Origin of the sequence: Streptomyces sp. Root1304, from assembly GCF_001426405.1 — a bacterium.
In the GTDB taxonomy this organism is placed as follows: domain Bacteria; phylum Actinomycetota; class Actinomycetes; order Streptomycetales; family Streptomycetaceae; genus Streptomyces.
Genome location: NZ_LMEP01000010.1, coordinates 23,981 through 49,138 on the forward strand (window position 1 = coordinate 23,981; position 25,158 = coordinate 49,138).

Genomic DNA, 25,158 nt, shown 5'->3' on the forward strand with positions numbered 1-25,158 from the left:
TACTGGCGTGAACCCCTGGAAGGACGTACCCCTCTTGCACACGGAGACGCTGCGGATACCGATGCCTGACGGCGAGGCCGACGCCTTCGTCGCCTTCCCCGAGGAGGGCGGGCGCAGGCCCGGGGTGCTGCTGTACCCGGACGCGATCGGTCTGCGGCCGGCGATCGAGGACCTCGCCCGCGAACTGGCCGGGCACGGGTACTACGTGCTCGCCCCCAACCTCTACTACCGGCACGGCACGGCGCCGGTGGTCGAGCTTCCCGAGTTCCTCTCGACGGAGGCGAGGCCCGGACTGTTCGCGCGGCTGATGCCGCTCGTCGAGGCGCACACCACCGAGCGCGTCCTGCGCGACGCCGACGCCTACCTCGGTTTCCTGGCCTCCCGGCCCGAGGTCGACGCCGGCCCGGTCGCCGTGACGGGCTACTGCATGGGGGCCGTCCTCGCGCTGCGCACGGCGGCGGCGCACCCCGACCGGGTGGCCGCCGTCGCCGGTTTCCACCCCGGCACCCTGGTCACCGACGGACCGGACAGCCCGCATCTGCTCGTCCCGAAGGTGACCGCCGAGGTCCACTTCGGGCTCGCGGTGAACGACCTGTCGCCCGAGGACCTCGGGACGCTGGGCCGGGCGCTGGAATCCGCCGGCGTCCGGCACGCCCTGGAGGTCTACCCCGACACCGTCCACGGTTTCACCATGGCCGACACCGACGCGTTCAGCGCCTCAGGGACGCGACGCCACTGGGAGCGGCTGCTCCCCCTGCTCGGCCGCGCCCTGGCGACCGGCTGAGGTTCCGCCGTCGCGCCGGCCCCGCACGGCGGCCGACCGGGATCAGCGGGCGGGTCCGGCGGGGCGGCGGCGGGTGGCCGGTTCAGCGGCGGGGAGCACCGTGCTCGACGTAGGTGCGGACCTTCCGCAGCGTGGCGGGGTTCGCCGCCTTGGCACCGTAGGTGCGGTCGGCGGTCACCGGGGTGACGGAGATCCGGCCGTCCCGGAAGAGGGCGGTGGAGTCGGCGTCCGCGCGGGTCTCGGTGCACGCCTCGCCGGGCACCTCCTCGCAGATGCCGAGGTCGATGGCGAAGGAGTCCTCGCCGACCTGCTCGTACGCGTGCCAGACGGCCTGGCCGTGGCCGACGCTCGTCCAGCGCGGCGCGCCCGCCGGCCGGCCCGTGCTCACGTCGGGGTAGTCGACCTTGAGGGCGAAGTCGGCGGTGAGCAGTCCGCGCTGCCGGAGGCCCGCGACGAACGCGGCGCCGAACTCGGCGTTGGCGCGGTAGTTGACGCGGGGGAAGAAGGTGTTGCTCTCGTCGCCCGCCGAGGAGAAGGCGACCGCGGGGACGCCCTGGTCGATGGCGCCGACGGCGGCACCGACGGTGCCGGAGTCGTTCACGTTCGCGGAGATGTTGGGGCCGGAGTTGATGCCGGTGAGGACGAGGTCGGGGGCCTCGGTCCAGCCGGCCTTCGCGCGGAGTCCGGCGCGCAGGGCGAGCTTGACCGTGTCGGCGGGGGTGGCGCTCGGGGAGTCCTTGGCGCAGGACCCGTCGGCGACGCACACGCCGTAGACGGCGCCCCGGGCGGGGGCTCCGGCGCAGTCGTTCTCGTAGCCGGCGGGCAGGGCGGTGCGGCGCTGGGCGGTGAGCACGCCGCCGTTGGTGACGGCGGTGCCCTTGCCGGACTGGACCTGCCAGGGGGCCATGACGACGACGTCGGCCCCGGCGGCGCACATCGCGCGGCGGAGCTCGTACAGACCGAGACCGTCGGAGTTGCTCGCCTTCGCGGCCTGCATCGAGTCGTCGTTGGAGATCAGGATCCGCATGCCCGCGAGCGGGCGGGAGGCGGTGGCGCCGGCCTCGGGCCGGGCGGGGGCGGTGGCCACGGGCGTGGTGGCGTACGCGGTGACACCGACGGCGGCGAGCACCGCGGCTCCCGCTGCCGCGGTGACGAGTCTGCGCATCGTCCTGGACATTCGCGAGGTCCCTTCGATCAGGAGGGGTGCCGGGCGGTGCTCGGTCAGGTCGCGCCGCCCGGCGTCGCGGCTCCGGTGGGGCCGCGAGTGAGGGGGAAGGGAGGGGCCTCGGCGGCCCGGCACACCCTTCGTGGGGTCAGCGCACCTTCTTGATGGGGATGACCGAGGCGGCGCCGAGCATGGTGATCGCGGCGGCGGTGATGTAGAGGCCGTCGTAGCCGACCGAGCCGACGAGCAGGGACGCCATGAACGGGGCGAGGATCTGCGGTCCGGCGTTCGCGATGTTGAGGACGCCCATGTCGCGGGCGGCGTCGTCGGCGCTGGGCAGGACCAGGGTGACGAGCGCGGTGTCCACCGCCATGTAGCAGCCGAAGGCCAGACCGCTGATGACCGTGAAGATCAGCATGCCGGTCCAGTCGGGCTTCACGACGGGCACCAGCATCGCGACGCCGGCGAGGGCGGAGGAGAGCAGGACCATCGGCTTGCGGCGGCCGATGCGGTCGGAGAGGAGTCCGCCGAGGATCGTGGCGAGCAGGGTGCAGACCGCGTCGATGGGCGCGATGAACGCGACGGCCTCGGTGGGGCTGGTGCCCGGGGGAAGCTTGATGTGGTCCTGGAGGATGTACAGCTGGAACAGCGAGACCGAGAAGAAGCCGAGCATCATCAGGAAGCGGCCGATGAAGACCCAGCGGAAGTCGTGCGACCTGAGCGTCCTGGCGAAGGCGGCGAGCTGGCCGCGCAGCGGCTCCGGCGGGGCGACGGGGCGGCGCTCCTCGCGCACGATCGCGGTGAAGAGGACGGCGGCGCCGGCGATCACCGCGCCCATCACGAGGTATCCCATGGGTACGTCGTGGGGCACGAACAGGGCGGCCACCGAGATGCCGACGGCGGAGCCGATCGGGGTGCCGATGCCGACCATCGCCGAGGCCAGGCCGCGGCGTTCGACCGGGACCCGGTCGGGGACCACGGCGGTCAGGGCCGCCTGGTAGATGTTCATCATCGCCTGGACGAGACACCAGCCGATGGTGACCAGGAGGACGGTGCGGGCGGCGCCGAGGAGGGCGAGGGCGCCCAGGGCGGCGAGGCCGCCGCCCAGGATCCACGGGTTGCGCCGCCCGGAACGGTCGGAGAGCAGACCCGCGAGCGGGTTGAAGAGGGTCGCGAAGATCGCCGAGACACCGGAGACCAGGCCGAAGTTGGCGACCTTGTCGGCCGGGTCGACGAGCTCGACCTGGATCGGGAGGAGAACGGCCCCGATGCCCATGTAGACCATGTACATCGCGGCGTTCGCCACGGTGAGCATGGGCATCAGCCGGAAGAGGCTCCGGCGGTCGGACGCGGCGGCACGGGCCGGTTCCGGAGTCGCCGGTGCGGTCGGCCGGGCATCGGGTGCGTTCATGTGGGATCTCCTGCCGCGCCGCGCCCCGGAGGGGGCGGCGCGGGTGATGCGAAGGGAAGGAACAGCGGGCGGTGCGGCTGTCCGCTCAGCTGTCGAAGCCGAGACCGAAGCGGTCGAGGGTGCGCAGCCAGAGGTTGCGTCGGCCCTGGTTGTGGTCGGCGCGGGTCATGGCCCAGGTGGTGATGTTGATCCCGACCGAGCGGATCGGCTCGGGCGGGAACGGCAGGGGCTTGCGGCGTACGAGTTCCAGTCCGGTCCGCTCGGTGCTCTCGCCGGACAGCAGGTCGAGCATCACGTCCGCGCCGAAGCGCGTGGCGCCGACGCCGAGGCCGGTGAACCCCGCCGCGTAGGCGACCTTGCCGTGGTGACTCGTGTCAAAGAAAACGCAGAAACGTGTACTCGTGTCAATGGCTCCGCCCCAGGAATGGGTGAATCGGAGGCCTTCGAGCTGCGGGAAGGTGGTGAAGAAGTGCCGCGCGAGGGTGGCGAACGTCTCGGGCCGCCGGTCGTGCTCGGCGCGGACCCGGCCGTTGTAGTGGTAGATCGCGTCGTAGCCGCCCCACAGGATGCGGTTGTCGGCGGAGAGCCGCACGTAGTGGAAGTGGTTGGCGCTGTCCGAGAAGCCCTGGCGGTTCTTCCAGCCGATACTGACCAGCTGCTCGTCCGAGAGCGGCTCGGTCATCAGCGCGTAGTCGTACACGGGCACGGTGTACAGGCGGTGGCGCCGGAGCAGGGAGGGGAAGGCGTTGGTGGCGAGCGCGACGCGGCCGGCGGTGATCCGGCCGTAGGGGGTGCCGACGGTGACCACGGCGCCCTGTTCGTCGAGCGAGGTCGCGGGGGTGCGCTCGTGGATGCGGACGCCGAGGTCGAGACAGGCCTGCTTGAGGCCCCAGGCGAGCCGGGCCGGGTTGACCATGGCCACGTCCTTGCTCCACAGACCGGCGAGGAAGGTCGGGGAGTCGATCTCGGCGCGGACGGCGTCGGCGTCCAGGAGCGTCGCCGTGCCGCCGTATCGGGCAGCGGCCTCGGCGCCCTCCGCGAGCCATTCGACCTGGTGGGGCTCGGTGGCCACGGCGAGGGAGCCGGTGCGCTCCCAGTCGCAGTCGATGCCGTACCGCTCCAGGGTGTCCTCCATGGCCTGGAGGTTCTCGCGGCCGAGCCGCTCCAGGAGGCCGATCTCGTCGGGCCAGCGCTGGAGGCCGTTCTCGAGGCCGTGGGTGAGACTCGCCTCACAGAATCCGCCGTTGCGGCCGGAGGCGGCGCCGCCGACCTCGTCCGCCTCGACGAGGACCACGTCGGCGTTGGGGTCGCGCTCCTTCGCGCGGAGCGCGGTCCACAGACCGGTGTAGCCGCCGCCGACCACCAGGAGGTCGCAGGTGGTGCCGCCGACGAGGGCGGGGGCGGGCTGTGGACGGCGGGGGTCGTCGAGCCAGAACGGGGTGGGGTCGGCGTCCCGGAGCGAGGCGAGGGGGTCCATGGGAGTTCCTTCGGTTCGCGGAGGTGTCCCGGGCGAGGGAATCCTCCGAATTCCCGATATGAGACTCCGGCGCACACAACAAGGTCAATGGTGTTGACATAAGGGCCCCGGACGGGCTCCTTCCGGGGCCCCGACCTGGGGCTTCACCCCTGGGCGGGCGAAGCCCCGGAGGGGTTACGCCCCCGGCTCCTCCGGCGGTTCCCAGCGGTCGAGGATCTCGTCCGCGATCCGGCGCGCCCCGGGCTCGAAGCGTCCGGAGAGCTCGCGGAAGAGCGCCTCCGCGCCGACGGCCGGCCAGTCGGCGGGCAGGTGTCCGGCCGGCAGGTGCGGGTCGCGCCGGACCAGGTCGAGCCAGTCGGTGTGCAGCAGGAGCAGGCGGCCCAGGTCGTCCCGGGCCTCGGCGGGGGCGGCGCCGTCGCCCCAGCGCGCCAGGAAGGCCTGGTACTCCCCGGCGATGGCGTCGATGTCGAAGGCGGTGCGCAGCAGGGGTCCGGCCTCGGTGGGCGCGGCGGCCTCGCCGTGGAAGGCCTTGATACGGTCGCCGAGCCCGAGTTCCGCGGCGATGGGGGCGACCTCGACGCGGCCGGGTGCGACCCAGAGGCCGCTCTGCAACGGGCCGAAGCCGGCCCAGACGAGCCGTGAGCGCAGGTCGTGGCGTTCCCGGCGCCAGGATTCGGGCAGCGAGAAGCCGACCAGGGTCCAGGTGCCGTCCCAGTCGTCGTTCACGGCGCCCGTGCGCCGGACCCTCTCCTCGCCGTCGGCGAGGACCTGGGCGGCGCGGGCGGTGAGCGAGAAGTACATCCTGCGGCCGCGTCGGTGGCGGGCGAGCAGACCCCGGGCGACCATGCGCGTGAGGGTCGAGCGGACGGCGTCCTCACCCACCTCGACCCGGGCGAAGGCGTCGATGACGCTCGCCGAGGACAGGGCGGTGCCGGTGCCGAGGACGTGGATGCCGAAGAAGCTCAGCATCAGGGACTGGGGGCGGGGCGGGACTCCGCGTCCGGCCGTCTCCGGGCCGGATTCGGGTCCCTGTTCGGGGCGGGGAGGGATCACGGGGACAGCGTAGGCGCGGAGACCGCCCTCGAACATCGATATTCGGCACTTGATTGACCGCAGACGAGAAAGTGCCTAGCTTTGGCGCCGTCGGTGCGTGTTCCTGGCCGCGGCTCCTCGCGCGCCCCGCACCCGGCCTACGGAAGGACCCCCGCTCATGACTGATCTGGATCTCTCGGCCCGCCCCGCCCGCGTGGACCTCACCGGCAAGGTCGCCGTCGTCACCGGCAGCGGCCGCGGGCTCGGTCTCGCCTACGCCCGCTCGCTGGCCGCCGCCGGCGCCGCCGTGGTCGTCAACGACGTGGACGCCGAGGCCGCCGCCGACGCCGTGCGCCTGATCACCGCCGACGGCGGCCGCGCCGTCGCCGAGGTCGTGCCGGTCGGCTCCACCGAGGCCGCCGAGGCCCTCGTCGCCCGCGCGGTCGACAGCTACGGCCGCATCGACGCCATGGTCACCAACGCCGGCGTCCTGCGGGACCGCGTGCTCTGGAAGATGACCGACGACGACTTCGACACCGTCGTCGAGGTGCACCTGCGCGGCACCTTCACCTGCGTCCGCGCCGCCGTCGAGCGCATGCGCGCCCAGGGCGAGGGCGGCCGGATCGTGGTCGCCGGTTCCCCGGCCGGCCAGCGCGGCAACTTCGGCCAGACCAACTACGCCGCAGCCAAGGCCGGCATCGCCGCCATGGTGCGCACCTGGGCGATGGAGCTGGCGAAGGCCGGCATCACGGCGAACGCCGTCATCCCGGTCGCCGCGACCGCGATGACCAAGACGATCCCCGTCTTCGCCCCGCACGTCGAGGCCCTGGAGCAGGAGGGCATCGCCTTCCCCGACAGCCTGCGCAAGGGCGAGGGCTTCGGCACGCCCGAGGACGTCGCCGGCCTGGTGACCTTCCTCGCCTCGGAGGCCTCGGCCGGCATCACCGGCCAGTGCGTCGGCATCGGTGGCGACAAGCTCGCCCTGTGGTCGCACCCGCAGGAGGTGTCGGTGGCCTACGCCGACGGGGGCTGGAGCGCCGACGCCATCGCCGCCGCCTGGCCGACGACCGTCGGGCGCACGCCCGAGACCTTCGGCATCCCCGCCCCCAAGCTGTGAAGGGACCCGGCATGCTGAACCTCGACGAGCTCGTCGCCATCGACATGCACACCCACGCCGAGGTGTCCGAGAAGGGCGGGGCCTCGCTCTCCGCCGAGCTCGACGCCGCGGCGGGCGCGTACTTCAAGGCGGAGCACCGCCACCCGACACTGCCGGAGATCGCCGCGTACTACCGCGAGCGCCGGATGGCGTGCGTGGTCTTCACGGTGGACGCGGAGTCGGCCACCGGCACCCCGCCGGTGCCGAACGAGGAGATCGCCGAGGCGGCCCTCGCCAACCCCGACGTGATCATCCCGTTCGCCGGGGTCGACCCGTACAAGGGGAAGGCGGCGGTCCGTCAGATCCGGCGGCTCGTCGAGGAGTTCGGGGTCAAGGGCTTCAAGTTCCACCCGAACATCCAGGCCTTCCACCCGAACGACCGCATGGCGTACCCGCTGTACGAGGCGATCGAGGAGGCCGGCGCGATCGCGGTCTTCCACACCGGGCAGACGGGCATCGGCGCGGGCGCCCCCGGCGGCGGTGGCATCCGGCTGAAGTACTCCAACCCGATGGACGTGGACGACGTCGCCGCGGACTTCCCCGGGATGCGGATCGTCCTCGCCCACCCGTCGTTCCCCTGGCAGGACGAGGCGCTCGCGGTGGCCACGCACAAGCCGCAGGTGTACATCGACCTGTCGGGCTGGTCGCCGAAGTACTTCCCGCCGCAGTTGGTCCGATACGCCAACAGCCTCCTGAAGGACAAGGTGCTGTTCGGTTCCGACTTCCCGCTGCTCGCACCCGACCGCTGGCTGGCCGACTTCGCGGAGCTCCCGATCAAGGACGAGGTCCGTCCGAAGATCCTCAAGGAGAACGCGGCCAGGCTGCTCGGAATCACCGGAAACTGAGGGGTACTCCATGCGCAACCAGGGCATCGGCTCGTGGCCCGCACGCCGCGACCGCAGGTCGCCCCGGCGCACCGCTCTCCTGCACGAGGGCCGCGCGATCGACTACGCCGCACTCCACGACCGCTCCACCCGGCTGGCCCACACCCTGCGGGGAGCCGGGATCGGACACGGCGACCGCGTGGCGTTCCTCGGCCCCAACCATCCCTCCTACCTGGAGACGCTCTTCGCGGCGGGCCTGCTGGGGGCGGTGTTCGTCCCGCTCAACACCCGGCTCGCCGTACCGGAGCTGCTCCACCAGCTGACCGACTCGGGCAGCAGCGTCCTCGTGCACGCCGGGCAGTCGCCCGAGCGGGTGGGGGAACTGGTGGAGGGCGCCGGCGTCGGCACGGTCCTCGCCGTGGACGGCGGGCCGGGGGCCTCGTACGAGGAGCTGCTCGCCGCGTCGTCCAACGAGCCGATCGACGAGGAGGTGGGGCACGACGACGTCTGCCTCATCATGTACACCTCGGGTACCACCGGCCGTTCCAAGGGTGCCGTGCTCACCCACGGCAACATCCTCTGGAACAGCCTCAACGTCCTCGTGGACACGGATCTCGCCGGCGACGAGGTGGCCCTGGTCGCCGCGCCGCTCTTCCACACCGGCGCCCTCAACATGAGCTGTCTGCCGGTGCTCCTGAAGGGCGGCACGGTTCTTCTGGAGCAGTCCTTCGAGGCGGAGCGCACCCTGCGGCTCGTGGCACAGCACCGGGTGACCTTCATGTTCGGCGTGCCGACGATGTTCGACGCGATGGCGGCGACCGCCGGGTGGGCGGACGCGGACCTGACCAGTCTGCGCACCCTGCTCTGCGGCGGCGCCCCGGTGCCGACCCGCACCGCCCACGCCTATCTGGACCGGGGCCTCGCCTTCGTCCAGGGGTACGGCATGACGGAGACCGCGCCGGGCGCCCTGATCCTGGACCGGGCGGACTCGCTGAGCCACGCCGGTTCGGCGGGCGTTCCGCACTTCTTCACCGACGTCGAGGTGCTGCTGCCCTCCGGTGAGGAGGCGGGGCCCGGCGAGAAGGGCGAGGTCGTCGTCGCGGGGCCGAACGTGACCCCGGGCTACTGGAACCTTCCGGAGGCGACCGCCGCGGCCTTCCGCGACGGGGGGCGCTTCCGGTCGGGCGATGTCGCCACGGTCGACGAGGACGGGTACGTACGGCTCGTCGACCGCCTCAAGGACATGATCATCTCGGGTGGGGAGAACATCTACCCGGCCGAGGTCGAGGACGCCCTCCTCGGGCACCCGGACGTCGCCGAGGCCGCCGTCATCGGCGTGCCGGACGCCCGGTGGGGCGAGGTGGGGCGCGCCGTCGTCGTCACCCGGGCGGGAGCGACCGTCACCGCCGAGGAGCTGATCGCCCATCTGGAGACCCGGCTCGCCCGCTACAAGATCCCCAAGAGCGTGGTCCTCGCACCGGACCTCCCCCGCAACGCCACCGGAAAGCTGCTCAAGGCCCCCATCCGGGCGCGCTACGGCAGCGACTCCTGACATCCCCTCCATCCTTCTGAGGAGTACCACCATGGCTCTCACCGTCCACGGCATCGACGAGATCAAGGCCCAGGCGGGCGCCGACCTCGGCCACAGCTCCTGGGTCGAGATCGCCCAGCCGCGGGTCGACACCTTCGCCGACGCCACCGACGACCACCAGTGGATCCACGTCGACGCGGAGCGTGCGGCGGCCGGTCCGTTCGGCGGCACCATCGCCCACGGCTACCTGACGCTCGCGCTGCTCATCCCGATGTGGAGCGAGCTGCTCCAGGTCGAGGGCGTGTCCATGGCCGTCAACTACGGCCTGAACAAGGTCCGCTTCCCCTCCCCCGTGCGCGTCGGCTCGAAGATCCGTACGCACGGCCGCGTGGTGTCCGTCGAGGACGTCAAGGGCGGGGTGGAGGTCGTCGTGGACCTGACCGTGGAGATCGACGGCGTCGCCAAGCCGGCGTGCGTGGCGCAGGCGGTGTACCGCTTCTTCGCCTGATCCACCGGGAACCCGGAAGGCGCGGCCGCGCGACGCGGCCGCGCCCTTCGGGGTTCCTTCGTGCCTTCGGGGTTCCGTCGCGCCCTCGGGGTCCGTCGCGCCCTTCGGGGTTCCGTCGCGCCCTTCGGGGTTCCGTCCTGCCGTCGGGGTTCCGTCCTGCCCTCGGGTTCCGTCGCGCCACGAGGGTCCGTCGCGCCCTCAGGGGGATTCCCCTCCTCACACCCGCCCCGGCGGCAGCAGCGCCGCCACCGCGCCCAGCATCAGTTCCAGGGCGAAGGGGTATCCGCTGCCGACCATGTCGGCGGCGAGCAGCGGGAAGGTCGCGGCGATGTGCGGATGGGTGTCCGGCGACAGCCTGCCGTACACCTCGTGCCAGACCGTCTCGTCCGCCTCCCTCGCCGCCTTCGGCAGGGCGAGCGCGGCGGCGTCCTGTGCCGCGAAGGCGAGGGCCTGATCGATGAAGGCGTGGTAGATCCGTACGGCGACGGGGTCCGGGAATCCCGCCTTGCGCAGTATGCCGAGGATCCGCTCGACGGCCTGGGTCTCGTGGCGGCGTCCCGTGGTGCGATACGCCGCCAGGACCGCCGCCTGGGGGTGCGAGAGATAGCGGGCGTGGATCCGCAGTCCCATCGACCGCAGGTCCTCCCTCCAGTCCCCCGTCTCCGCGTACCCCTCCTGCGCCCTGCCGATCAGTTCGTCCGCGAGGGCGAGCAGCAGGGCGTCGGTGTTGCGGAAGTAGCGGTACAGCGCGCTCGGGTCGGCGCCGAGCGCCGCGCCCAGCCTCCGTACCGACAGCGCCTCGGCGCCGTGCTGGGCGACCAGCCGCAGCGCCGTGTCGACGATCAGCTGCTCGGACAGGACGGCACCCTGCTTGGTGGGCCGGCGTCGCTGCCGGCTGCCTTCGGGAACCACACGTTCGGACATGGCCGGGACCTTACGTCAACACCATTGACGTGTAAACGGTCTTCCCGCTTCCATGGCGCCACACCAACCGCCGCCTCACGTTCTGGAGCATGCGCATGGCCAAGGCCGATCTGGTCTTCACCCGGGGTCCCGTCTTCACCTCGGACCCCGCCCGTACCCGGGCGTCCTCCCTCGCCGTCGTCGGCGACAGGATCGTGGCCGTGGGCCACGACGAGGTGCGCGAGCTCATCGGTCCGAGCACCGAGGTCGTGGACCTGACGGGGAAGCTGCTGGTCCCCGGCTTCCAGGACGCCCACGTCCACGCGGTGTTCGCCGGCGTGGAACTGGCCGAGTGCGATCTGACCGAGACGGTCGGTGTCGACGACTACCTGAACCTGATCCGCGCTTACGCCGACGCGCACCCGGACCGCACCTGGATCACCGGCGGCGGCTGGTCGATGGAGAGCTTCGAGGGCGGGCTGCCGACCCGGCAGCTGCTCGACTCCGTCGTCCCCGACCGTCCGGTGCTGCTGTCGAACCGCGACCACCACGGCGCCTGGGCGAACACCCGGGCCCTGGAGCTGGCGGGCATCACGGCCGAGACCCCCGACCCGGCCGACGGCCGCATCGAGCGCGAGGCGGACGGCACCCCCAGCGGCACGCTCCAGGAGGGCGCCACGGCGCTGGTCTCCAAGCTGGTTCCGGCCAGCACCCCGAAGGACCGCCTCGCCGGGCTGCTGCGGGCGCAGCGGCTGCTGCACTCGCTGGGCATCACCGCCTGGCAGGACGCCATGCTGGGCTCGCTCAACGGCCAGCCGGACCCCTCGGACGCCTATGTGGCGGCCGCTCTGGACGGTTCGCTCACGGCCCGGGTGACCGGCGCGCTGTGGTGGGACCGGGCGCGCGGCGCCGAGCAGATACCCGAGCTGGTCGCCCGCCGCGAGAAGCTCAACACCGGCCGGTTCCGCGCGGGCACGGTCAAGATCATGCAGGACGGCGTGGCGGAGAACTTCACCGCCGCGATGACCGCGCCCTACCTGGACGGCTGCGGCTGCGCCACCGACAACTCCGGTCTGAGCTTCGTCGACCCCGAGGCGCTGCGCGGCTATGTGACCGAGCTCGACGCCCTCGACTTCCAGGTCCACTTCCATGCCCTGGGCGACCGGGCCGTACGGGAGGCCCTGAACGCGATCGAGGCCGCCGTGACGGCCAACGGGCGCCGCGGCAACCGCCACCACCTGGCCCACCTCCAGGTGGTCCACCCCGACGACCTGGCGCGCTTCGCCCAGCTGGGCGCCATCGCGAACATCCAGCCGCTGTGGGCGGCGCACGAGCCGCAGATGGACGAGCTGACCATTCCGTTCCTCGGCCCGGAGCGCGCCGCCTGGCAGTACCCGTTCGGCGACCTGCTGCGGGCCGGCGCGACGCTCGCCGCGGGCAGCGACTGGCCGGTCAGCAGCCCGGACCCGATCGCGGGCATCCACGTGGCCGTGAACCGCCGCGAGCCCCAGTCCACCGACCCGCGGGTGTTCTACCCCGAGCAGCGCCTCGACCTGGCCACCGCGCTCGCCGCCTACACCGCGGGCACCGCCCATGTGAACGGTCTCGACAACACGGGCAGCCTCCAGGCCGGCAACCTCGCCGACCTGGTCGTCCTGGACCGCGACATCCTCACGGCGCCGCCGGAGGAGATCGCGGAGGCCAAGGTCGAGCAGACCTACGTCGGCGGACGGCTCGTGCACTCCGTCTGACCGGTCCGGACCGACGACTCCCGTACGTCGAGGCGGGTCGGGACGATCACCCCGGGCACCTCGCGGTGGCCGTGTTCCAAGACCGCCACGAGGTGCTCGACGCCCGCCTCCGCGATCGCCTCGGGCCGCAGGCTCAGGGTGGTCACGGCCGGCACGGTGTGCTCGGCGGTGACGTCCTCGCTCACACAGACGACGAGGAGGTCGCCGGGAACCTCGTACCCGTGGCGGCGCGCCGCCTCCAGGACGAGGGGCGGGCTCGCCTCGGCCACGACCAGGAGGGCGTCGGGGCGGTTCTCCCCGGCACCTTCCAGGGCGGTCTCCACGGCCCGTACGACGTGCCCGTTGCCCGCCGCGCCGACGCGCACGACCCGCTCCGGCAGGCCGTGCGCGGCGCACCAGGTGCGGTGGGCGGCGACGACCTCGGTGTGGAAGCGGGTGGTGCTGTCGGGCACGACGAGGACCGGCCTCCGGGATCCCTGGTCCCGGAGGTGGTCCAGGGCCCCGCGCACGGCGGCGCCCGCGTCGACGTCGATCCAGTACGCACCCGGCCGTCCTTCGACCGAACGGTCGCTGAAGACCGGGATGCGGGCGGCGATGAGGTCCTCCACGACCGCGTCGTCGGCGACGGGATCGGCGACGATCACCGCGTCGAGCGACAGGTCGGCCCATTCGCTCTGCAGGGAGCCGGCGGGCAGCAGCACCACGGCGTAGCCGCGTCGCAGCGCGGTCGCCGAGGTCGCCGCGGTCAGCCGGGCGAAGTACGGGGATTCGAGGAAGCTCCACGGGGCGTCCGCGAACTCCCCGATCACGTATCCGATCAACCGGGCCCGTCCCGCGCGCAGGTGTCGCGCGGTGGCGTTGGGCCGGTAGCCCATTCTGCGCGCGGTGTCGCGGGCCTTCTCCCGAACCTCGGGAGAGAGCCTTCCGGTGCCGTTGAGCGCCGCCGAGACGGTCGTCTTGGACAGCCCCGCCTCGCGGGCGACGTCGATCAGGCGGACGCGCGGTAGGGGCGGCGAGGGCTGCCCTCCGGGCTGTGGGACATCAGTCATGGAAACGATGTTGCCACCCTCGCGACCTGCGGAAAACCGTTCCCGCAAACCCTTGTGCGGGAACGTTCCCGCATCAATACTCGCTCCATCCCCCAGCGCCCGTCACTACACCCGTAAAGGGGTGGGTCTGCATGCGCATGCCCCGAGCCATCGCTCTTCTCGCCTGTACCGCCGCTCTCGCGGCCACCACCGCCGCCTGCTCCGGCGCCACCACGCAGCAGCCGACCGTCGGCGGCGGCAGCGGCGCCGACTTCAAGGTCACCCCGCTCTCGCCCCCCGCCAAGGGCAAGCTGGACTCGTTCACCTGGTCGCTGTACGCCGAGCCGTACACGCTCGACTACGCCCTCGCGTACGACTACCCGCCGAACACGGTCCTGGCGAACGTGTGCGAGCAGCTCTTCCGTGTCACCCCCGACATGAAGATCGAGCCCGGTCTCGCCCTGAAGTACACCCAGCCGGACCCGCGCACCCTCGTCTACACGCTGCGCCCCGGGGTGAAGTTCCACGACGGCACCACCATGACCGCGGACGACGTCGTCGCCTCGCTCAAGCGACAGATGGACCCGGCCACCGGCTCCCCGTGGGGCTCCGTCTTCAAGAACGTCGACGCGATCGAGAAGACCGGCCCGCTGGAGGTGACGCTCCGCCTCGGCAAGGCCGACGTCCTGCTCAACGAGCTGATGGCCGCCTCCCCCGGCAGCATCGAGAGCGCCGCCTACCTCGCGAAGGCCGGCAAGGACTACGGCACCCCCAAGGGCGGGGTGAACTGCACCGGCCCGTACGCCCTCGACAAGTGGTCGCAGGGCTCGGACATCACCCTCAAGAAGCACGACGCCTACTGGGACCCGAAGCTGGCTCCCAAGTCGGCCGCCGTGAAGTTCACCTTCATCGAGGACGCCGCGGCCCGCGCCAACGCCTTCCGCTCCGGCACGGCCGACGGCGGCTACATGGTGCCGTCCTCCTCCTTCGGCCAGCTGCGCTCCAGCGACAAGGGATCGCTCCTCTTCGGCCCCAACACCGCCGCGTCGAACCTCGCCGTCCTCGACTTCCACGGCACGCTCCGTGACCTCCGGGTCCGCAAGGCCCTCTCGATGGCGCTGGACCGGAAGAACATCATCAAGGCCGCCGCCGGCGGTGTCGGTGTCCCCGCCAAGGCTCCCGCCGCGCGCGGCGCCTGGGCGCTGGCCCCCGAGAAGACCGCCTCGCTCTACGACACGCTGCCGGAGCCGGTCTACGACCTCGAGGGCGCGAAGAAGCTCATCCAGGAGGCCGGTGCCACCGGCCGCACGCTCACCGTGGCCACCAGCACCCTCTCCCCCGAGATCAGCGTCGTCGCCAACGCCGTGCAGGCCGCCGGCCGCCAGATCGGCCTGACCGTGGAGCTCAAGTCCATCTCCCCGGACGCGTACAGCAGCATCTTCGTCGACCCGAACGCCCGCACCGGCCTCGACCTGGTCGTCACCAACGGGTACGACAACACGCCCGACCCGCTGGAGTTCTACCAGTACCTGCGCACCGGGGACTTCGGCAACTACGGCAAGTGGTCCAACGCCGAGTACGACGTCGCCTTCGACCGCGCCAACTCCGAGCCGAACCCCGCCGCCCGCGCGGAGCGGACCGCCGAGCTCCAGCGCATAGCCATGGCCGAGCTCCCGATCATCCCCGTGTACGAGGCCCCCTTCACGGTCTTCCTCGGCAAGCGGATCACCGGCGCGCCCACCGGCATCGCCCAGCTCTACTACCCGTGGGCCGCGACGATCGGGGCCGCGAAGTAATGACCCGCTACCTCGTCGGACGGCTCCTGGGCCTGGTGGCGGTGCTGTTCGTGACCTCTCTCGTGGTCTTCGGCAGCGTCCACCTGGCCCCCGGCGACCCGGTGTCGTTCCTGCTCCACGGCCGCCCCGCGACCCCCGAAGCGGTGGAGGCCCTGCGGTCCCAGTACCACCTGGACGACTCGTTGCCCTCGCAGTACCTGCAGTGGCTCGGCGGCGTCCTGCGCGGCGACTTCGGCACCTCCGCCCAGTTCCACCAGGACGTGGCCGAGCTGATCGGCTCGCGTCTGACCGGCACCGCGCTGCTCGTCGGCTACGCGGCCGTGCTCGTCGCGGTCCTCGGTGTGACGGCCGGCATCCTCGCCGCGCTGAAGCCCGGCCCGCTGGACCGGGTGGTGCTGATGGGCACCGGCGTCGCCACGGCGACCCCGTCGTTCGTCACCGCCATCGCGCTCGTCTCGCTGTTCTCGGTCCAGCTGGGCTGGTTCCCCGGTCCTGGCGGCACGCCCACCGGCCTGTCGGAGCGGCTCTACCACCTGACGCTGCCCGCCTTCGCCCTGGCGCTGACCTTCGCCGGTCTGCTCGCCCGGGTGACCCGCTCGGCGATGCTCGACGAGCTGGGCCGCGAGCACGTCGAGGTGTCCCGGGCCCGCGGTGTCGCCGGCCGGACCGTGATCCGCAGGCACGTGCTGCGGAACGCGCTGGGCCCGGTCGTCACCGTCGGCGGCACCATGCTCGCCGGACTCCTCATCAGCACCTCGATCGTCGAGACCGCCTTCGACGTGCCCGGCCTCGGCTCGCTGCTCGTGCAGTCGGTCACCGCCAAGGACTTCGCCGTCGTCCAGGCGATCACCCTGCTCAGCGTGGCCGCGTTCGTCCTCGTCAACCTCGTCGTCGACCTGCTCGCCCCTCTCATCGACCCCCGGCTTTCACTCCACGGGGAAGGCTCCTCATGACCACCACCACCGCCGCCACGCCGGTGCCGTACCGCAGGCCCGGCCTGCGAGGCCTGCGCTTCCTGTCGCAGGGCCCCCTCTTCACCCTCTCGGTCGTGGTGCTCGCCGCGCTCGTCCTGGTCGCCGTGTTCGCCCCCGTCCTCGCCCCGTACGACCCCGAGGCGCTGGACCTGTCGGCGAGCCTGACCGGGACCAGCGGCTCCCATCTCCTCGGCACCGACCAGTCGGGCCGCGACATCCTGTCCCGGCTGCTGCACGGCGCCCGGACCGGACTCCTCGGCCCTCTGCTCGTCGTCGTCGTGTCCACCCTGCTGGGCACCCTGCTCGGCGTCGTGGCGGCCTGGCGGGGCGGCTGGGCGGACTCTGTCCTCTCCCGCTCGATGGACATGATCTTCGCCATCCCCGGCCTGCTCCTCGCCATCCTGCTGGTCTCGGTCGTCGGCTCCGGCATGACCGCGCCGGTGATCGCCATGGCGGTGGCGTACACCCCGTACGTGGGCCGACTGGTCCGCGGGATCGCCCGGCAGGAGAAGGCCCGCCCGTACATCGAGGCGTACCGGGTGCAGGGCTGGTCCGGCTGGACCGTCTGCGTGCGCCACCTGCTGCCGAACATCGCTCCCACCGTCTTCGCGCAGTCCGCGATGAACTTCGGTTACGCGCTGATGGACCTGGCGGCGCTCTCCTTCCTCGGCTTCGGCGTGCAGCCGCCGACCGCCGACTGGGGCGCCATGATCAACGAAGGCCAGTCGGCCGTCCAGCAGGGGGCGATGCTGCCCGCCCTCGCCCCCTCGGTGTGCATCGTGCTCGCCGTGGTGGCGTTCGGCATCGTCGGCGAGGGGCTCGCCGACCGGATCGCTCGGCGGGAACGGTGAACGCCATGACAGAACAGAACGACCGGGCACCGGTCCTGGAGATCGAGGTCCTCGGGATCCGCCTGGACGGCGACCGCGCCGCCCGGCCCATCCTGGACGGCGTCTCGCTCACCGTCCGGCCCGGGGAGACCGTCGGCCTCGTCGGCGAGTCCGGTTCCGGCAAGTCGGTGGCCTGCCGCAGCGTCCTCGGACTGCTGCCGTCGGGCGCGCACACCAGCGGCCAGGTCAAGGTGGCCGGCCGGGACGTGCTCAGCATGAGCCGGACGGAGCTGGCAGCGACGCGGGCCCGGCAGGTCGCGATGGTCTTCCAGGACCCGCGCGCCTCCGTCAACCCGCTGCGCCGGGTCGGCGACTTCCTCACCGAAGGGCTGCGCGCCGCCGGGACGCCGGCCGGCGAGGCCACCGCCCGCGCCGAGGAGCTCCTCCAGGCCGTCGGCATCCGCGACCCGCGCGGCGCCCTGCGCCGCCGGCCGCACGAGTTCTCCGGCGGCATGCTCCAGCGGGTGGTCATCGCCGCCGCGCTCGCCGCCGAACCGGCGCTGCTCGTCGCCGACGAGCCCACCACCGCCCTCGACGTCACCACGCAGGCCGAGATCATCGCGATCCTGACCCGCATGCGCGCCGAGCGCGGCACCGGGCTGCTCTTCGTCACCCACGACCTGGAGCTGGCCTCGGCGATCTGCGACCGGGTGTACGTGATGTACGCCGGCCGGATCGTCGAGACCCGGGGCACCGACGAGCTGTTCGACCAGCCGCGGCACCCCTACACCGCGGGGCTGCTCGGCTGCACCCCGCGCATCGAGCCGGGCGCACCGGCCCCCCGGCCCATCCCGGGCCGGCCCGTGTCCCTCGCCGAGCGGCCGCCCGGCTGCGCCTTCGCCGCGCGCTGCGCCCACGCGCTGCCGCGATGTACCGAGGAGGCACCCGCGCTCGCCCGGCACGGCGACGGATTCGTCGCCTGCCACCGCGCCGACGAAGGGATCACGCTGTGACCGTGTTGACGAAGGAGGGCCTCGTCGTCGAGGGCCTGCGGAAGCGGTACGGCGACCACACCGCGGTCGACGACGTGTCCTTCACGCTGGAGCCGGGCAGGTCGCTGGCGCTCGTCGGGGAGTCCGGCAGCGGCAAGACGACGACCGTCCGGATGCTCGTCGGTCTGGAGCGCCCCGACGGCGGCAGCGTCCGCCTGGACGGCCGGGACCGCTCCACGCGGCCCCGCGGCCGGGCCGAACGGCTGTCCAGGGCCCGCGAGATCCAGATGGTGTTCCAGGACCCGTACCTCTCGCTCGACCCCCGGATCACCGTGTCCGGCTGTCTGGACGAGGTGCTGCGCCTGCACACCGAGCTGGACACGGCGGCCCGCAAGGCGCGGGTCGGCGAGCTCCTCGACCAGGTGGGTCTCGGTGCCCGCGAGGCGGGCGCCCTCCCCCGGGGCCTGTCCGGCGGTCAGCGGCAGCGGGTCGCCATCGCGCGGGCCCTCGCCGTGGAACCCCGGGTGCTCGTGCTCGACGAGGCGGTCGCCGCGCTCGACGTGTCGATCCAGGCCCAGATCCTGGACCTGCTCGCCACGATCCGCCGCGAGGCCGGCATCGGCTACCTCTTCGTCACCCACGACCTGGCGGTGGTCCGGCACATCGCGGACGAGGTCATGGTGCTCAAGTCCGGCCAGGTGGTGGAGGCGGGCTCGACCTCCCGGGTCCTGGACGCCCCGGAGCACCCGTACACCCGGCTCCTCCTGGCCTCCGTGCCGCGGCGAGGCTGGTCCCCGGAAGGGCTGCGGACGCGCGGGGACGGAGCGTAGCGACGCGCTATCTGACGCGCCCGTTGGGGGCGTACTGACACCGGCCGGGGCCTGACGCTTCCGGCCGGTTCCGGTGTCGGGGTGGTGCGGGCCGGCCGGGCCGCCGGGGGTGGTCAGCCCCGCAGCCGGTCGAGGACGGCCCGCATCGCGCGCTCCACGGCCGCGCGGGACTCCTCGGTGCGGTCCACCGCCTCGAAGCCGTGGTGTCCGTTCGGCACGTCGACGATCTCGACGTCGGTCCCGTTCTTCACGGCGGCGGTCAGGAACTCCTCGACCGTCGCCGTGAAGGCCGGGTGCTCGAGTCCGGCCCGGGTCAGCACCACCGGCGGCGCGGCGGCCGTGCCGAGCGCGTCCACCGGGCGGAAGCGGGAATCGACCGTCCGCCAGCCGGGCAGCGGGGCCAGGGCGGGATACGTCGCGGCCAGGCACCGCAGCCAGGGCGGGGGCGCGGCGAGCCAGTCCGCCGCGAGCAGCCCGCCCGTGGAGAAGAACCAGAGCGCGATCCGGTCCCCGTCGACCCTCGGGTCGGCGCGCACCAGCGCGACGGCCTCGGCCAGGTCCTCGGCGGCGAGCGGGTAGTCCGCGAGACCGTGCAGCCGGTGGTCCAGGGTCACGCCGACCACACCCAGGCTCGCCGCGTAGCGGCCGTACCCGAGGAAGAACGGGGTGTCGCGCGGGGTGGGCCGCTGGTCGGGGGCGACGGGCCCGCCGTGCACGAAGACCACGGCCGGCCGGGGCCCGTCCGCGTCCGGCAGGTGGAGGTCGTACCTGCCCCGGCGTTCGCCGCGCCCCTCGGGCACGTCCAGGAGGAACGGCAGGTCGTGCGCGGGCCGTTCGTGCACCTCCTCCGGCGCGGTCACCCGGTGCCCCTCCCCGGCCGCCGCGCGCAGCAGCGCCTCGGCGAGAACGGCCGGGGCCGAGAGCATCGGCCAGTGGCCGGTGTCGACCTCCAGGAAGCGCACCCGCTCGTCGGCCAGCGCGAGGAACTGCGGCGGCCCGGACTCCACCAGCATCCGCACCAGGTCGACGCTTCCCCCGTTCGCGGTGCACAGGACACCCGTGGACGGCAGCGCCGCCGCCGCTCCGGTCAGCCGGAGCGGCCCGGTGAGCGTGCCGGCCGGCTGCGGCACGGCGAGGCGCTCCAGCCGTTCCAGCGCCCCGGCCGGAATCCCTTCGGTACTGCCCCAGCGCGCCCAGTCGCCCGGCCGCGGCGGCGCGACCGTCGCGACGTCCTCGCCGCTGCGGGCCGCCTCGGCCAGCCGGGCGCGGACCTCGGGGTCGGGTACGGAGTCCACCCAGGCGGCACCGTTCTCGGGCAGGGCCGTGTCGATCGAGACGATCCGGGCGACGCGGCCTGCGCGCCGGTCGGCGGCGCCGAACACCGGGAACAGGCCGTAGCCGTGCCCCACGAGAACCACCTCGGGCGCGTCGATCCCGTCGACCAGCCGGACGAGGTCCTCGATGTGCGCCTCCAGATCGACACCGGCTCCCGCACCGGTGTCCGCCCGCCGCCCGCCGAGGCCGGGCAGGGTCACCGGGTACGCCTCGGCCCCCGCGTCCCGCAGCAGGACGGCCGCCTCCTCCCACACCCAGCCTCCGGTGAAGGGGCCCGGCACCAGCACGAACGCCGTCATGGTCGTCTCCTCGGCACATCAGGGGTCGTTGTGCCGCCACGCTAGGAACTCCCCCTGCGGGAGATTCAAGTCCGGTGCGACGGCGGCCCCGTGCCGCACACTGAGGTCGACCACCAGAGACGGACGCGGGGTTCCTGACGGGCCCCTGAGGGAGGCTCACGTCGTGTCGACCGACGGGCTGTGGAGCATCGGGGAGCTCGCCGCACGCGCGGGGACCACCGTGAAGACCGTGCGCTACTACTCCGACCGGGGACTGCTGCCGGAGCCGGTGCGCAGCTCCGGCGGGCACCGCAGATACGGCCCCGAGGCGCTCGACCGGCTCGTCCTGATCCGTTCCCTGCGCTCCCTCGACCTGCCCGTCCCCGAGGTCGAGCGGGTCCTCGGCCGTGACGAGGCACTGGAGGAGGCCCTCGACGAGGCCGTGGCGGACCGGTTGAGCGAGCTGGGTGGCCAACTGGCCGCGTTGCGCTGGCGCGAGGCCTCGCTGCGGGTGGTCCGTGACGCCCCGGCCGGGGAGCGGTCCGACCGGTTGCGGCTGGTCGGCGCGGTGCCGATGCCGCCCGACACGACGGCGCTGGCGCGGTTCTGGCGTCGTGTCCTGCCCGCCCGGCTGCCGGGCCGGGTGGTGACGGCGGTCCTGGACTCGGTGGTGCCGACGGCCCCGGCGGAGCCCACTCCCGCGCAGGTGCTGGCCTTCGCGCGGCTGCACGACCTCGTCTCGGTCCGGCGCCTCGACGAAGCGGAGGTGCGGGCGGCCCGTCCGCTGCCGGACGGGGAGTACCGGCCGGACGTGCTGTACGAGGGGCTGGCGGAGGCGTACGAGGCGGCCTGGGAGGCGGTACGCACCGGGCGGGGCCCGGCGGACGCGGAGGTCCTGGACGGGTTCGTCGCCGCCTACGCCCATGCGCTCGGGGTCCGCGACACCCCGGCGTTCCGGCTCCGGCTGACCGGTCTCCTGGCCGGCCGGGAGGGCCCTGTGATCGTCCGGTACTGGAAGCTCGCCGGCATCCTCTTCGCCCCGGGCGAGCCGGTCCTCGGCGTCCTCCACCACCAGCTCGCCACGGCGCTGCGGGTCCAGGTCGGGGAGCGGACGGCCTGACGGCGCCCTGCCCGGGCGCTGGTGTCGGTGGACGCGGTGGCGGAGCTCTCGGCGGCCGCCGCCGCGCCGGCCGTCCCCGCGCTCGCCGGGGCGCTCGGTGACGCGAACTCGGACGTCCGCAAGGCCGCCGTCCTCTCGCTCCTCGCCCATCGCTCGGACGTCGCGGCCCGGACGGCTCTCGCGGGGGCGGCCGGGGACCCCGACGCCGATGTACGGGCCTACGCCTCCCGCGCGGCGCGCTGAGCCGCACGGGCGGGCCGGGGCCCCGCCGCCGTGTGGAGGTGCTGGGCCCTCGGCCGGGCGGGCGGGGCTGCCCGAAGGGTGTCGGTGAGGGCGTAGCCGCAGGCCAGGGCCGTCCGGCAGGATCCCTCGTTGCCCACGGCGTGCACGAGCTCCAGGGCGCGCCCCGCGAAGGGGCCGTCGTCCTGTGCCGCCCACCGGGTGACGAGGGTGAGGGCCCGGGTGGCGATCCCGCGCCCCCGCGCCTCGGGTGCGGTCCAGTAGCCGACGCGCACGGGCGTCGCGCCGACGCCGGTGAGGGCGATGTGGCCGAGGGCAGCCGAAGGTCCGGTCGCGGTCTCCTCGGTGACCGCGAAGGCCGCCCGGCGCCCGGCCGCCCATCCCTCGTCCTGCGCGTCCACCCAGGCGCGGGCCTGCTCGGTGGTGTCCAGGTGTGTGGCGAGCCAGGCGCGCAGCTGCGGGTCGCGGTGGTGGCGCACGAGCGTCCCGGCGTCCTCGTACGTCCACGGACGGAGCAGCAGCGGGACGGTGGGGTGGTTCCGGGGGCCGTCACCCGCCCGGCCGCCCGTGCCGTCGGGGGATTCGCGGAGCGTGACGTGCGGTGGGCGCATGACCGGACGGTATCCGCTCGCCCGGCCCCGGGCGCACCCGGACGGGTGGGGTTCGGTGGCACCTGGGTGAACGGGCGCATGCGCCGCCACGAGGCGGGGATGGCGCGCACGACGCACGCTGGAGGCAGGACGAGGAGGTGGTGCCGGTGTCGGGGCCGACGACCGGGAAGGCGATGGGAGCACCGTGCTGGCTGAATCTGGCCGCACGGGATCTCGGCGCGGCGAAGGGTTTCTACGGGGCGGTGCTGGGGTGGACGTTCCGGCACGGTTCCCTGGGCGACGCGTTCGCGGTGGCCGAGCGGGACGGCGTACCGGTGGCCGGGATCGCGGCGCTGGCCGCCGAGCCGACGATGCCGGTGGCCTGGACGGTGTTCTTCGCCGTCGACGACGCCGACACGGCGGTCGCCCGGATCAGGGAGCGCGGCGGCACGGTCGGTGTGGGGCCGGTGGCGTTCCCGCCGGGCCGTGCGGCGCTCGCCACGGACCTGGAGGGCGCGGCGTTCGGGGTGTGGGAGGGGAAGCTGGTCTCGGGCTGGCACGTCGGTGAGCGGCAGGCGCCGGCCTGGCTGGAGCTGCACACGCGCGACGCGTTCGACGCGGCGGTGTTCTACGGCGGGGTGCTCCGCTGGGCGGACGGGAGTCCGGGCCACTGCGAGGTCTCGTACGAGCACGACGCGGTGGTGCTGCGGCACGCGGGCGAGGCCGTCGCGCGCCTCGACAGCGGTCCGGTGGAGTCCGCCTCGCCGACGCCGCAGACGCGGCCCCGGTGGCTCGTACGGTTCCGGGTCCGGGACCTGGAGGCGGCGAGGGCCTCGGTGGTGGAGCACGGCGGGGAGCTGGTCCCGGGCGGCGAGCGGGGCGGGGTGCGCGCTCCGGCGGGCGAGGACGGGCGCCGGTCGTTGGTGCGCGACCCGGACGGGGCCCTGTTCACGCTGGAGGCGGAGGACCCGGGCGTGGCGTAGGGCGGTCCGGGTACGGGGAAGGGCCCCGCCCACCGCCGAGACGCGGTGGGCGGGGCCCTCCCTGTGGTTCCCGGGTGCTCAGGCGGTGGCTTCGGACGGGGCCACCGGAGCGCTCCCGGCACCGGATCCGGCGCCCGCGCCGGCGGGGTCGCCGGAGCCGGCCGGAGCGAAGCGTGCCGGGATCAGGGCGGCGACGACGGCGGCGACCAGGCCGACTCCGCAGCCGATGAGCATGGCGACGCGGAAGCCGTTCTCGGAGGGCAGCGCGTGGCCGCCGAGGGTCGTGGTCATCTGGGCGAGGACGACACCGATCACGGCGGCCGACACGGAGGTGCCGATGGAGCGCATGAGGGTGTTGAAGCTGTTCGCGGAGGCGGTCTCCTCCTGCGGGACGGCGCCCATGATGAGGGCCGGCATGGCTCCGTAGGCGAGTCCGACGCCGGTGTTGCAGATGAGGGTCACGACGAGCAGGCCCCAGGTGGAACCCATCAGGGCGAGCGAGGAGCCGTATCCGACGGCGATGACGAGGGCGCCGACGGAGAGCGTGACCTTGGGGCCGCGGGCGGCCGAGAGCTTGGCGCCGAGCGGCGCGAGGATCATCATCATCAGGCCGGCCGGGGCCATCCACAGGCCCATGGCCATCATCGACTGGCCGAGTCCGTAGCCGGTGGCCTCGGGGAGCTGGAACAGCTGGGGGACGACCAGGGACTGGGCGTACATGGCGAATCCGACGAGGACGGAGGCCATGTTGGTCATCAGGACGACCGGGCGTGCGGTGACGCGCAGGTCGACGAGGGGTTCGGGGGTACGCAGCTCCCAGCGGCCCCAGCCGAGCAGGACGACGACGGCGACGGCGAAGAGGCCGAGGGTGGTGGCGCTGCCCCAGCCCCAGGTGGCGCCCTTGGAGACGGCGAGCAGCAGGGCGACGAGGCCGACGCCGAGGCCGAGCGCGCCGGGAACGTCGAAGCGGCCGGTGGCGGGGGTGCGGCGCCCGGCGGGGGCGACGCGCCAGATCAGGATGCCCACGAGGACGCTGAGGCCGGCGGCGACCCAGAAGAGCACGCGCCAGCTGGCGTTCTCGGCGACGGCGGCGGAGAAGGGCAGGCCGAGGGCGCCGCCGACGCCCATGGAGGCGCTCATCAGGGCGATGGAGCCGCCCAGCTTCTCGGGCGGCAGGATGTCGCGCAGCAGGCTGATGCCGAGGGGGACGACGCCCATGCCGAGGCCCTGGAGTCCGCGTCCGACGATCATCGGGACGACGGAGGAGGCGAGCGCGCAGACCACCGAGCCGGCGACGAGCGGGATCACGGAGACGAGCAGGACCCGCCGCTTGCCGAGGGTGTCGCCGAGCCGTCCCGCGACCGGGGTGGCGACGGCGCCCGCGAGCAGGGTGGCGGTGATGACCCAGGACGCGTTGGACGCGGTGGTGTCGAGCAGCTTCGGGAGGTCGCCGATGAGCGGCACCACCAGGGTCTGCATGAGTGCGGCCACGATGCCCGCGAGCGCGAGGACGCCGACGACGCCTCCGGGTCGGGCGTCGGGCTTGGAGCCGTCCACGGGTTCTCCCTCGGTACTTCTTCGATGGTCAGGAACAGTATTGTGCATCATGCACATTGAATG

General features: G+C 73.4%; 23 protein-coding genes. 14 read left to right on the forward strand and 9 right to left on the reverse strand.

From position 1 onward, the window contains the following. Nucleotides 1-34 precede the first annotated feature (34 nt). The gene (locus ASD33_RS12510; RefSeq protein WP_056557984.1) at nt 35-784 is read left to right on the forward strand and encodes a dienelactone hydrolase family protein; all 750 of its coding nucleotides are present in this window, start codon (nt 35-37) and stop codon (nt 782-784) included. A gap of 82 nt (nt 785-866) precedes the next feature. Here the strand turns inward: ASD33_RS12510 and ASD33_RS12515 are convergent, their stop codons facing one another. The 4 genes from ASD33_RS12515 to ASD33_RS12530 all read right to left on the reverse strand — a co-directional run bounded on the left by ASD33_RS12515 (nt 867) and on the right by ASD33_RS12530 (nt 5,890). Then, on the reverse strand, nt 867-1,961 hold the full coding sequence (locus ASD33_RS12515; RefSeq protein WP_157870036.1) for a 5'/3'-nucleotidase SurE: 1,095 nt from the start codon (nt 1,959-1,961) through the stop codon (nt 867-869). Nucleotides 1,962-2,097: 136 nt separating this feature from the next. Further along, nucleotides 2,098-3,360, reverse strand: coding sequence for an MFS transporter (locus ASD33_RS12520; protein ID WP_056557917.1), 1,263 nt, complete (start codon nt 3,358-3,360; stop codon nt 2,098-2,100). Nucleotides 3,361-3,445: 85 nt separating this feature from the next. Beyond that, on the reverse strand, nt 3,446-4,837 hold the full coding sequence (locus ASD33_RS12525) for an FAD-dependent oxidoreductase (protein WP_056557920.1): 1,392 nt from the start codon (nt 4,835-4,837) through the stop codon (nt 3,446-3,448). A 174-nt stretch (nt 4,838-5,011) separates the two neighbouring features. Next, complete coding sequence (locus tag ASD33_RS12530; RefSeq protein WP_277922087.1) at nt 5,012-5,890, reverse strand: PaaX family transcriptional regulator C-terminal domain-containing protein; 879 nt, start codon at nt 5,888-5,890, stop codon at nt 5,012-5,014. Between the two features lie 157 nt (nt 5,891-6,047). Between ASD33_RS12530 and ASD33_RS12535 the strand changes: the two genes are divergently transcribed. Genes ASD33_RS12535 through ASD33_RS12550 form a run of 4 tightly spaced genes read left to right on the forward strand, consistent with a single transcriptional unit; the run spans nt 6,048 to nt 9,888 of the window. After that, nucleotides 6,048-6,986: an SDR family oxidoreductase gene (locus ASD33_RS12535; protein WP_056557922.1), complete on the forward strand. Its 939-nt coding sequence runs from the start codon at nt 6,048-6,050 to the stop codon at nt 6,984-6,986. Nucleotides 6,987-6,997: 11 nt separating this feature from the next. Further along, nucleotides 6,998-7,870, forward strand: a complete 873-nt coding sequence (locus tag ASD33_RS12540; RefSeq protein WP_199863519.1) for an amidohydrolase family protein — start codon at nt 6,998-7,000, stop codon at nt 7,868-7,870. Between the two features lie 10 nt (nt 7,871-7,880). Continuing rightward, nucleotides 7,881-9,401 (forward strand): long-chain fatty acid--CoA ligase, encoded by a 1,521-nt coding sequence (locus tag ASD33_RS12545; protein ID WP_056557924.1) that lies wholly within the window; start codon nt 7,881-7,883, stop codon nt 9,399-9,401. Between the two features lie 31 nt (nt 9,402-9,432). Beyond that, nucleotides 9,433-9,888: a MaoC family dehydratase gene (locus ASD33_RS12550; protein ID WP_056557926.1), complete on the forward strand. Its 456-nt coding sequence runs from the start codon at nt 9,433-9,435 to the stop codon at nt 9,886-9,888. Between the two features lie 216 nt (nt 9,889-10,104). On the opposite strand, the gene ASD33_RS12555 is transcribed toward ASD33_RS12550, so the two are convergent. Continuing rightward, the gene (locus ASD33_RS12555) at nt 10,105-10,812 is read right to left on the reverse strand and encodes a TetR/AcrR family transcriptional regulator (protein WP_056557928.1); all 708 of its coding nucleotides are present in this window, start codon (nt 10,810-10,812) and stop codon (nt 10,105-10,107) included. A 95-nt stretch (nt 10,813-10,907) separates the two neighbouring features. Here ASD33_RS12555 and ASD33_RS12560 point away from each other — a divergent pair, with 95 nt between their 5' ends. Then, a complete protein-coding gene (locus tag ASD33_RS12560) occupies nt 10,908-12,542 on the forward strand; it encodes an amidohydrolase (protein WP_056557930.1) in 1,635 nt (544 codons plus the stop codon). On the opposite strand, the gene ASD33_RS12565 is transcribed toward ASD33_RS12560, so the two are convergent. Continuing rightward, nucleotides 12,509-13,591: a LacI family DNA-binding transcriptional regulator gene (locus tag ASD33_RS12565; protein WP_056557932.1), complete on the reverse strand. Its 1,083-nt coding sequence runs from the start codon at nt 13,589-13,591 to the stop codon at nt 12,509-12,511. The genes ASD33_RS12560 and ASD33_RS12565 overlap by 34 nt on opposite strands. A 131-nt stretch (nt 13,592-13,722) precedes the next feature. Here ASD33_RS12565 and ASD33_RS12570 point away from each other — a divergent pair, with 131 nt between their 5' ends. Genes ASD33_RS12570 through ASD33_RS12590 form a run of 5 tightly spaced genes read left to right on the forward strand, consistent with a single transcriptional unit; the run spans nt 13,723 to nt 18,992 of the window. Further along, nucleotides 13,723-15,366 (forward strand): ABC transporter substrate-binding protein, encoded by a 1,644-nt coding sequence (locus ASD33_RS12570; RefSeq protein ID WP_056557934.1) that lies wholly within the window; start codon nt 13,723-13,725, stop codon nt 15,364-15,366. Continuing rightward, on the forward strand, nt 15,366-16,319 hold the full coding sequence (locus tag ASD33_RS12575; RefSeq protein WP_056557935.1) for an ABC transporter permease: 954 nt from the start codon (nt 15,366-15,368) through the stop codon (nt 16,317-16,319). Before ASD33_RS12570 ends, ASD33_RS12575 begins: the two co-directional genes overlap by 1 nt. Then, complete coding sequence (locus tag ASD33_RS12580) at nt 16,316-17,191, forward strand: ABC transporter permease (protein WP_056557937.1); 876 nt, start codon at nt 16,316-16,318, stop codon at nt 17,189-17,191. Before ASD33_RS12575 ends, ASD33_RS12580 begins: the two co-directional genes overlap by 4 nt. A gap of 5 nt (nt 17,192-17,196) precedes the next feature. Then, nucleotides 17,197-18,183: an ABC transporter ATP-binding protein gene (locus tag ASD33_RS12585; RefSeq protein ID WP_056557991.1), complete on the forward strand. Its 987-nt coding sequence runs from the start codon at nt 17,197-17,199 to the stop codon at nt 18,181-18,183. Nucleotides 18,184-18,188: 5 nt separating this feature from the next. Further along, nucleotides 18,189-18,992 carry an ATP-binding cassette domain-containing protein gene (locus tag ASD33_RS12590; protein WP_056557993.1) on the forward strand — a complete coding sequence of 268 codons (804 nt, stop codon included), beginning with the start codon at nt 18,189-18,191 and terminating at the stop codon, nt 18,990-18,992. A gap of 113 nt (nt 18,993-19,105) precedes the next feature. On the opposite strand, the gene ASD33_RS12595 is transcribed toward ASD33_RS12590, so the two are convergent. After that, complete coding sequence (locus tag ASD33_RS12595) at nt 19,106-20,626, reverse strand: alpha/beta fold hydrolase (protein WP_056557939.1); 1,521 nt, start codon at nt 20,624-20,626, stop codon at nt 19,106-19,108. 163 nt (nt 20,627-20,789) lie between these two features. Here ASD33_RS12595 and ASD33_RS12600 point away from each other — a divergent pair, with 163 nt between their 5' ends. Together ASD33_RS12600 and ASD33_RS12605 are read left to right on the forward strand one after the other, a co-directional pair. Beyond that, nucleotides 20,790-21,725 (forward strand): MerR family transcriptional regulator, encoded by a 936-nt coding sequence (locus ASD33_RS12600; RefSeq protein WP_056557941.1) that lies wholly within the window; start codon nt 20,790-20,792, stop codon nt 21,723-21,725. Between the two features lie 36 nt (nt 21,726-21,761). Then, entirely contained in the window at nt 21,762-21,968 is a 207-nt protein-coding gene (locus tag ASD33_RS12605; RefSeq protein WP_277922088.1) for a hypothetical protein, read from the forward strand. On the opposite strand, the gene ASD33_RS12610 is transcribed toward ASD33_RS12605, so the two are convergent. Beyond that, on the reverse strand, nt 21,944-22,576 hold the full coding sequence (locus ASD33_RS12610) for a GNAT family N-acetyltransferase (RefSeq protein ID WP_056557944.1): 633 nt from the start codon (nt 22,574-22,576) through the stop codon (nt 21,944-21,946). The genes ASD33_RS12605 and ASD33_RS12610 overlap by 25 nt on opposite strands. Before the next feature lie 173 nt (nt 22,577-22,749). Here ASD33_RS12610 and ASD33_RS12615 point away from each other — a divergent pair, with 173 nt between their 5' ends. Continuing rightward, the gene (locus ASD33_RS12615; protein ID WP_056557994.1) at nt 22,750-23,538 is read left to right on the forward strand and encodes a VOC family protein; all 789 of its coding nucleotides are present in this window, start codon (nt 22,750-22,752) and stop codon (nt 23,536-23,538) included. 78 nt (nt 23,539-23,616) lie between these two features. On the opposite strand, the gene ASD33_RS12620 is transcribed toward ASD33_RS12615, so the two are convergent. Then, nucleotides 23,617-25,095: an MFS transporter gene (locus tag ASD33_RS12620; protein ID WP_056557946.1), complete on the reverse strand. Its 1,479-nt coding sequence runs from the start codon at nt 25,093-25,095 to the stop codon at nt 23,617-23,619. Nucleotides 25,096-25,158 lie beyond the last annotated feature (63 nt).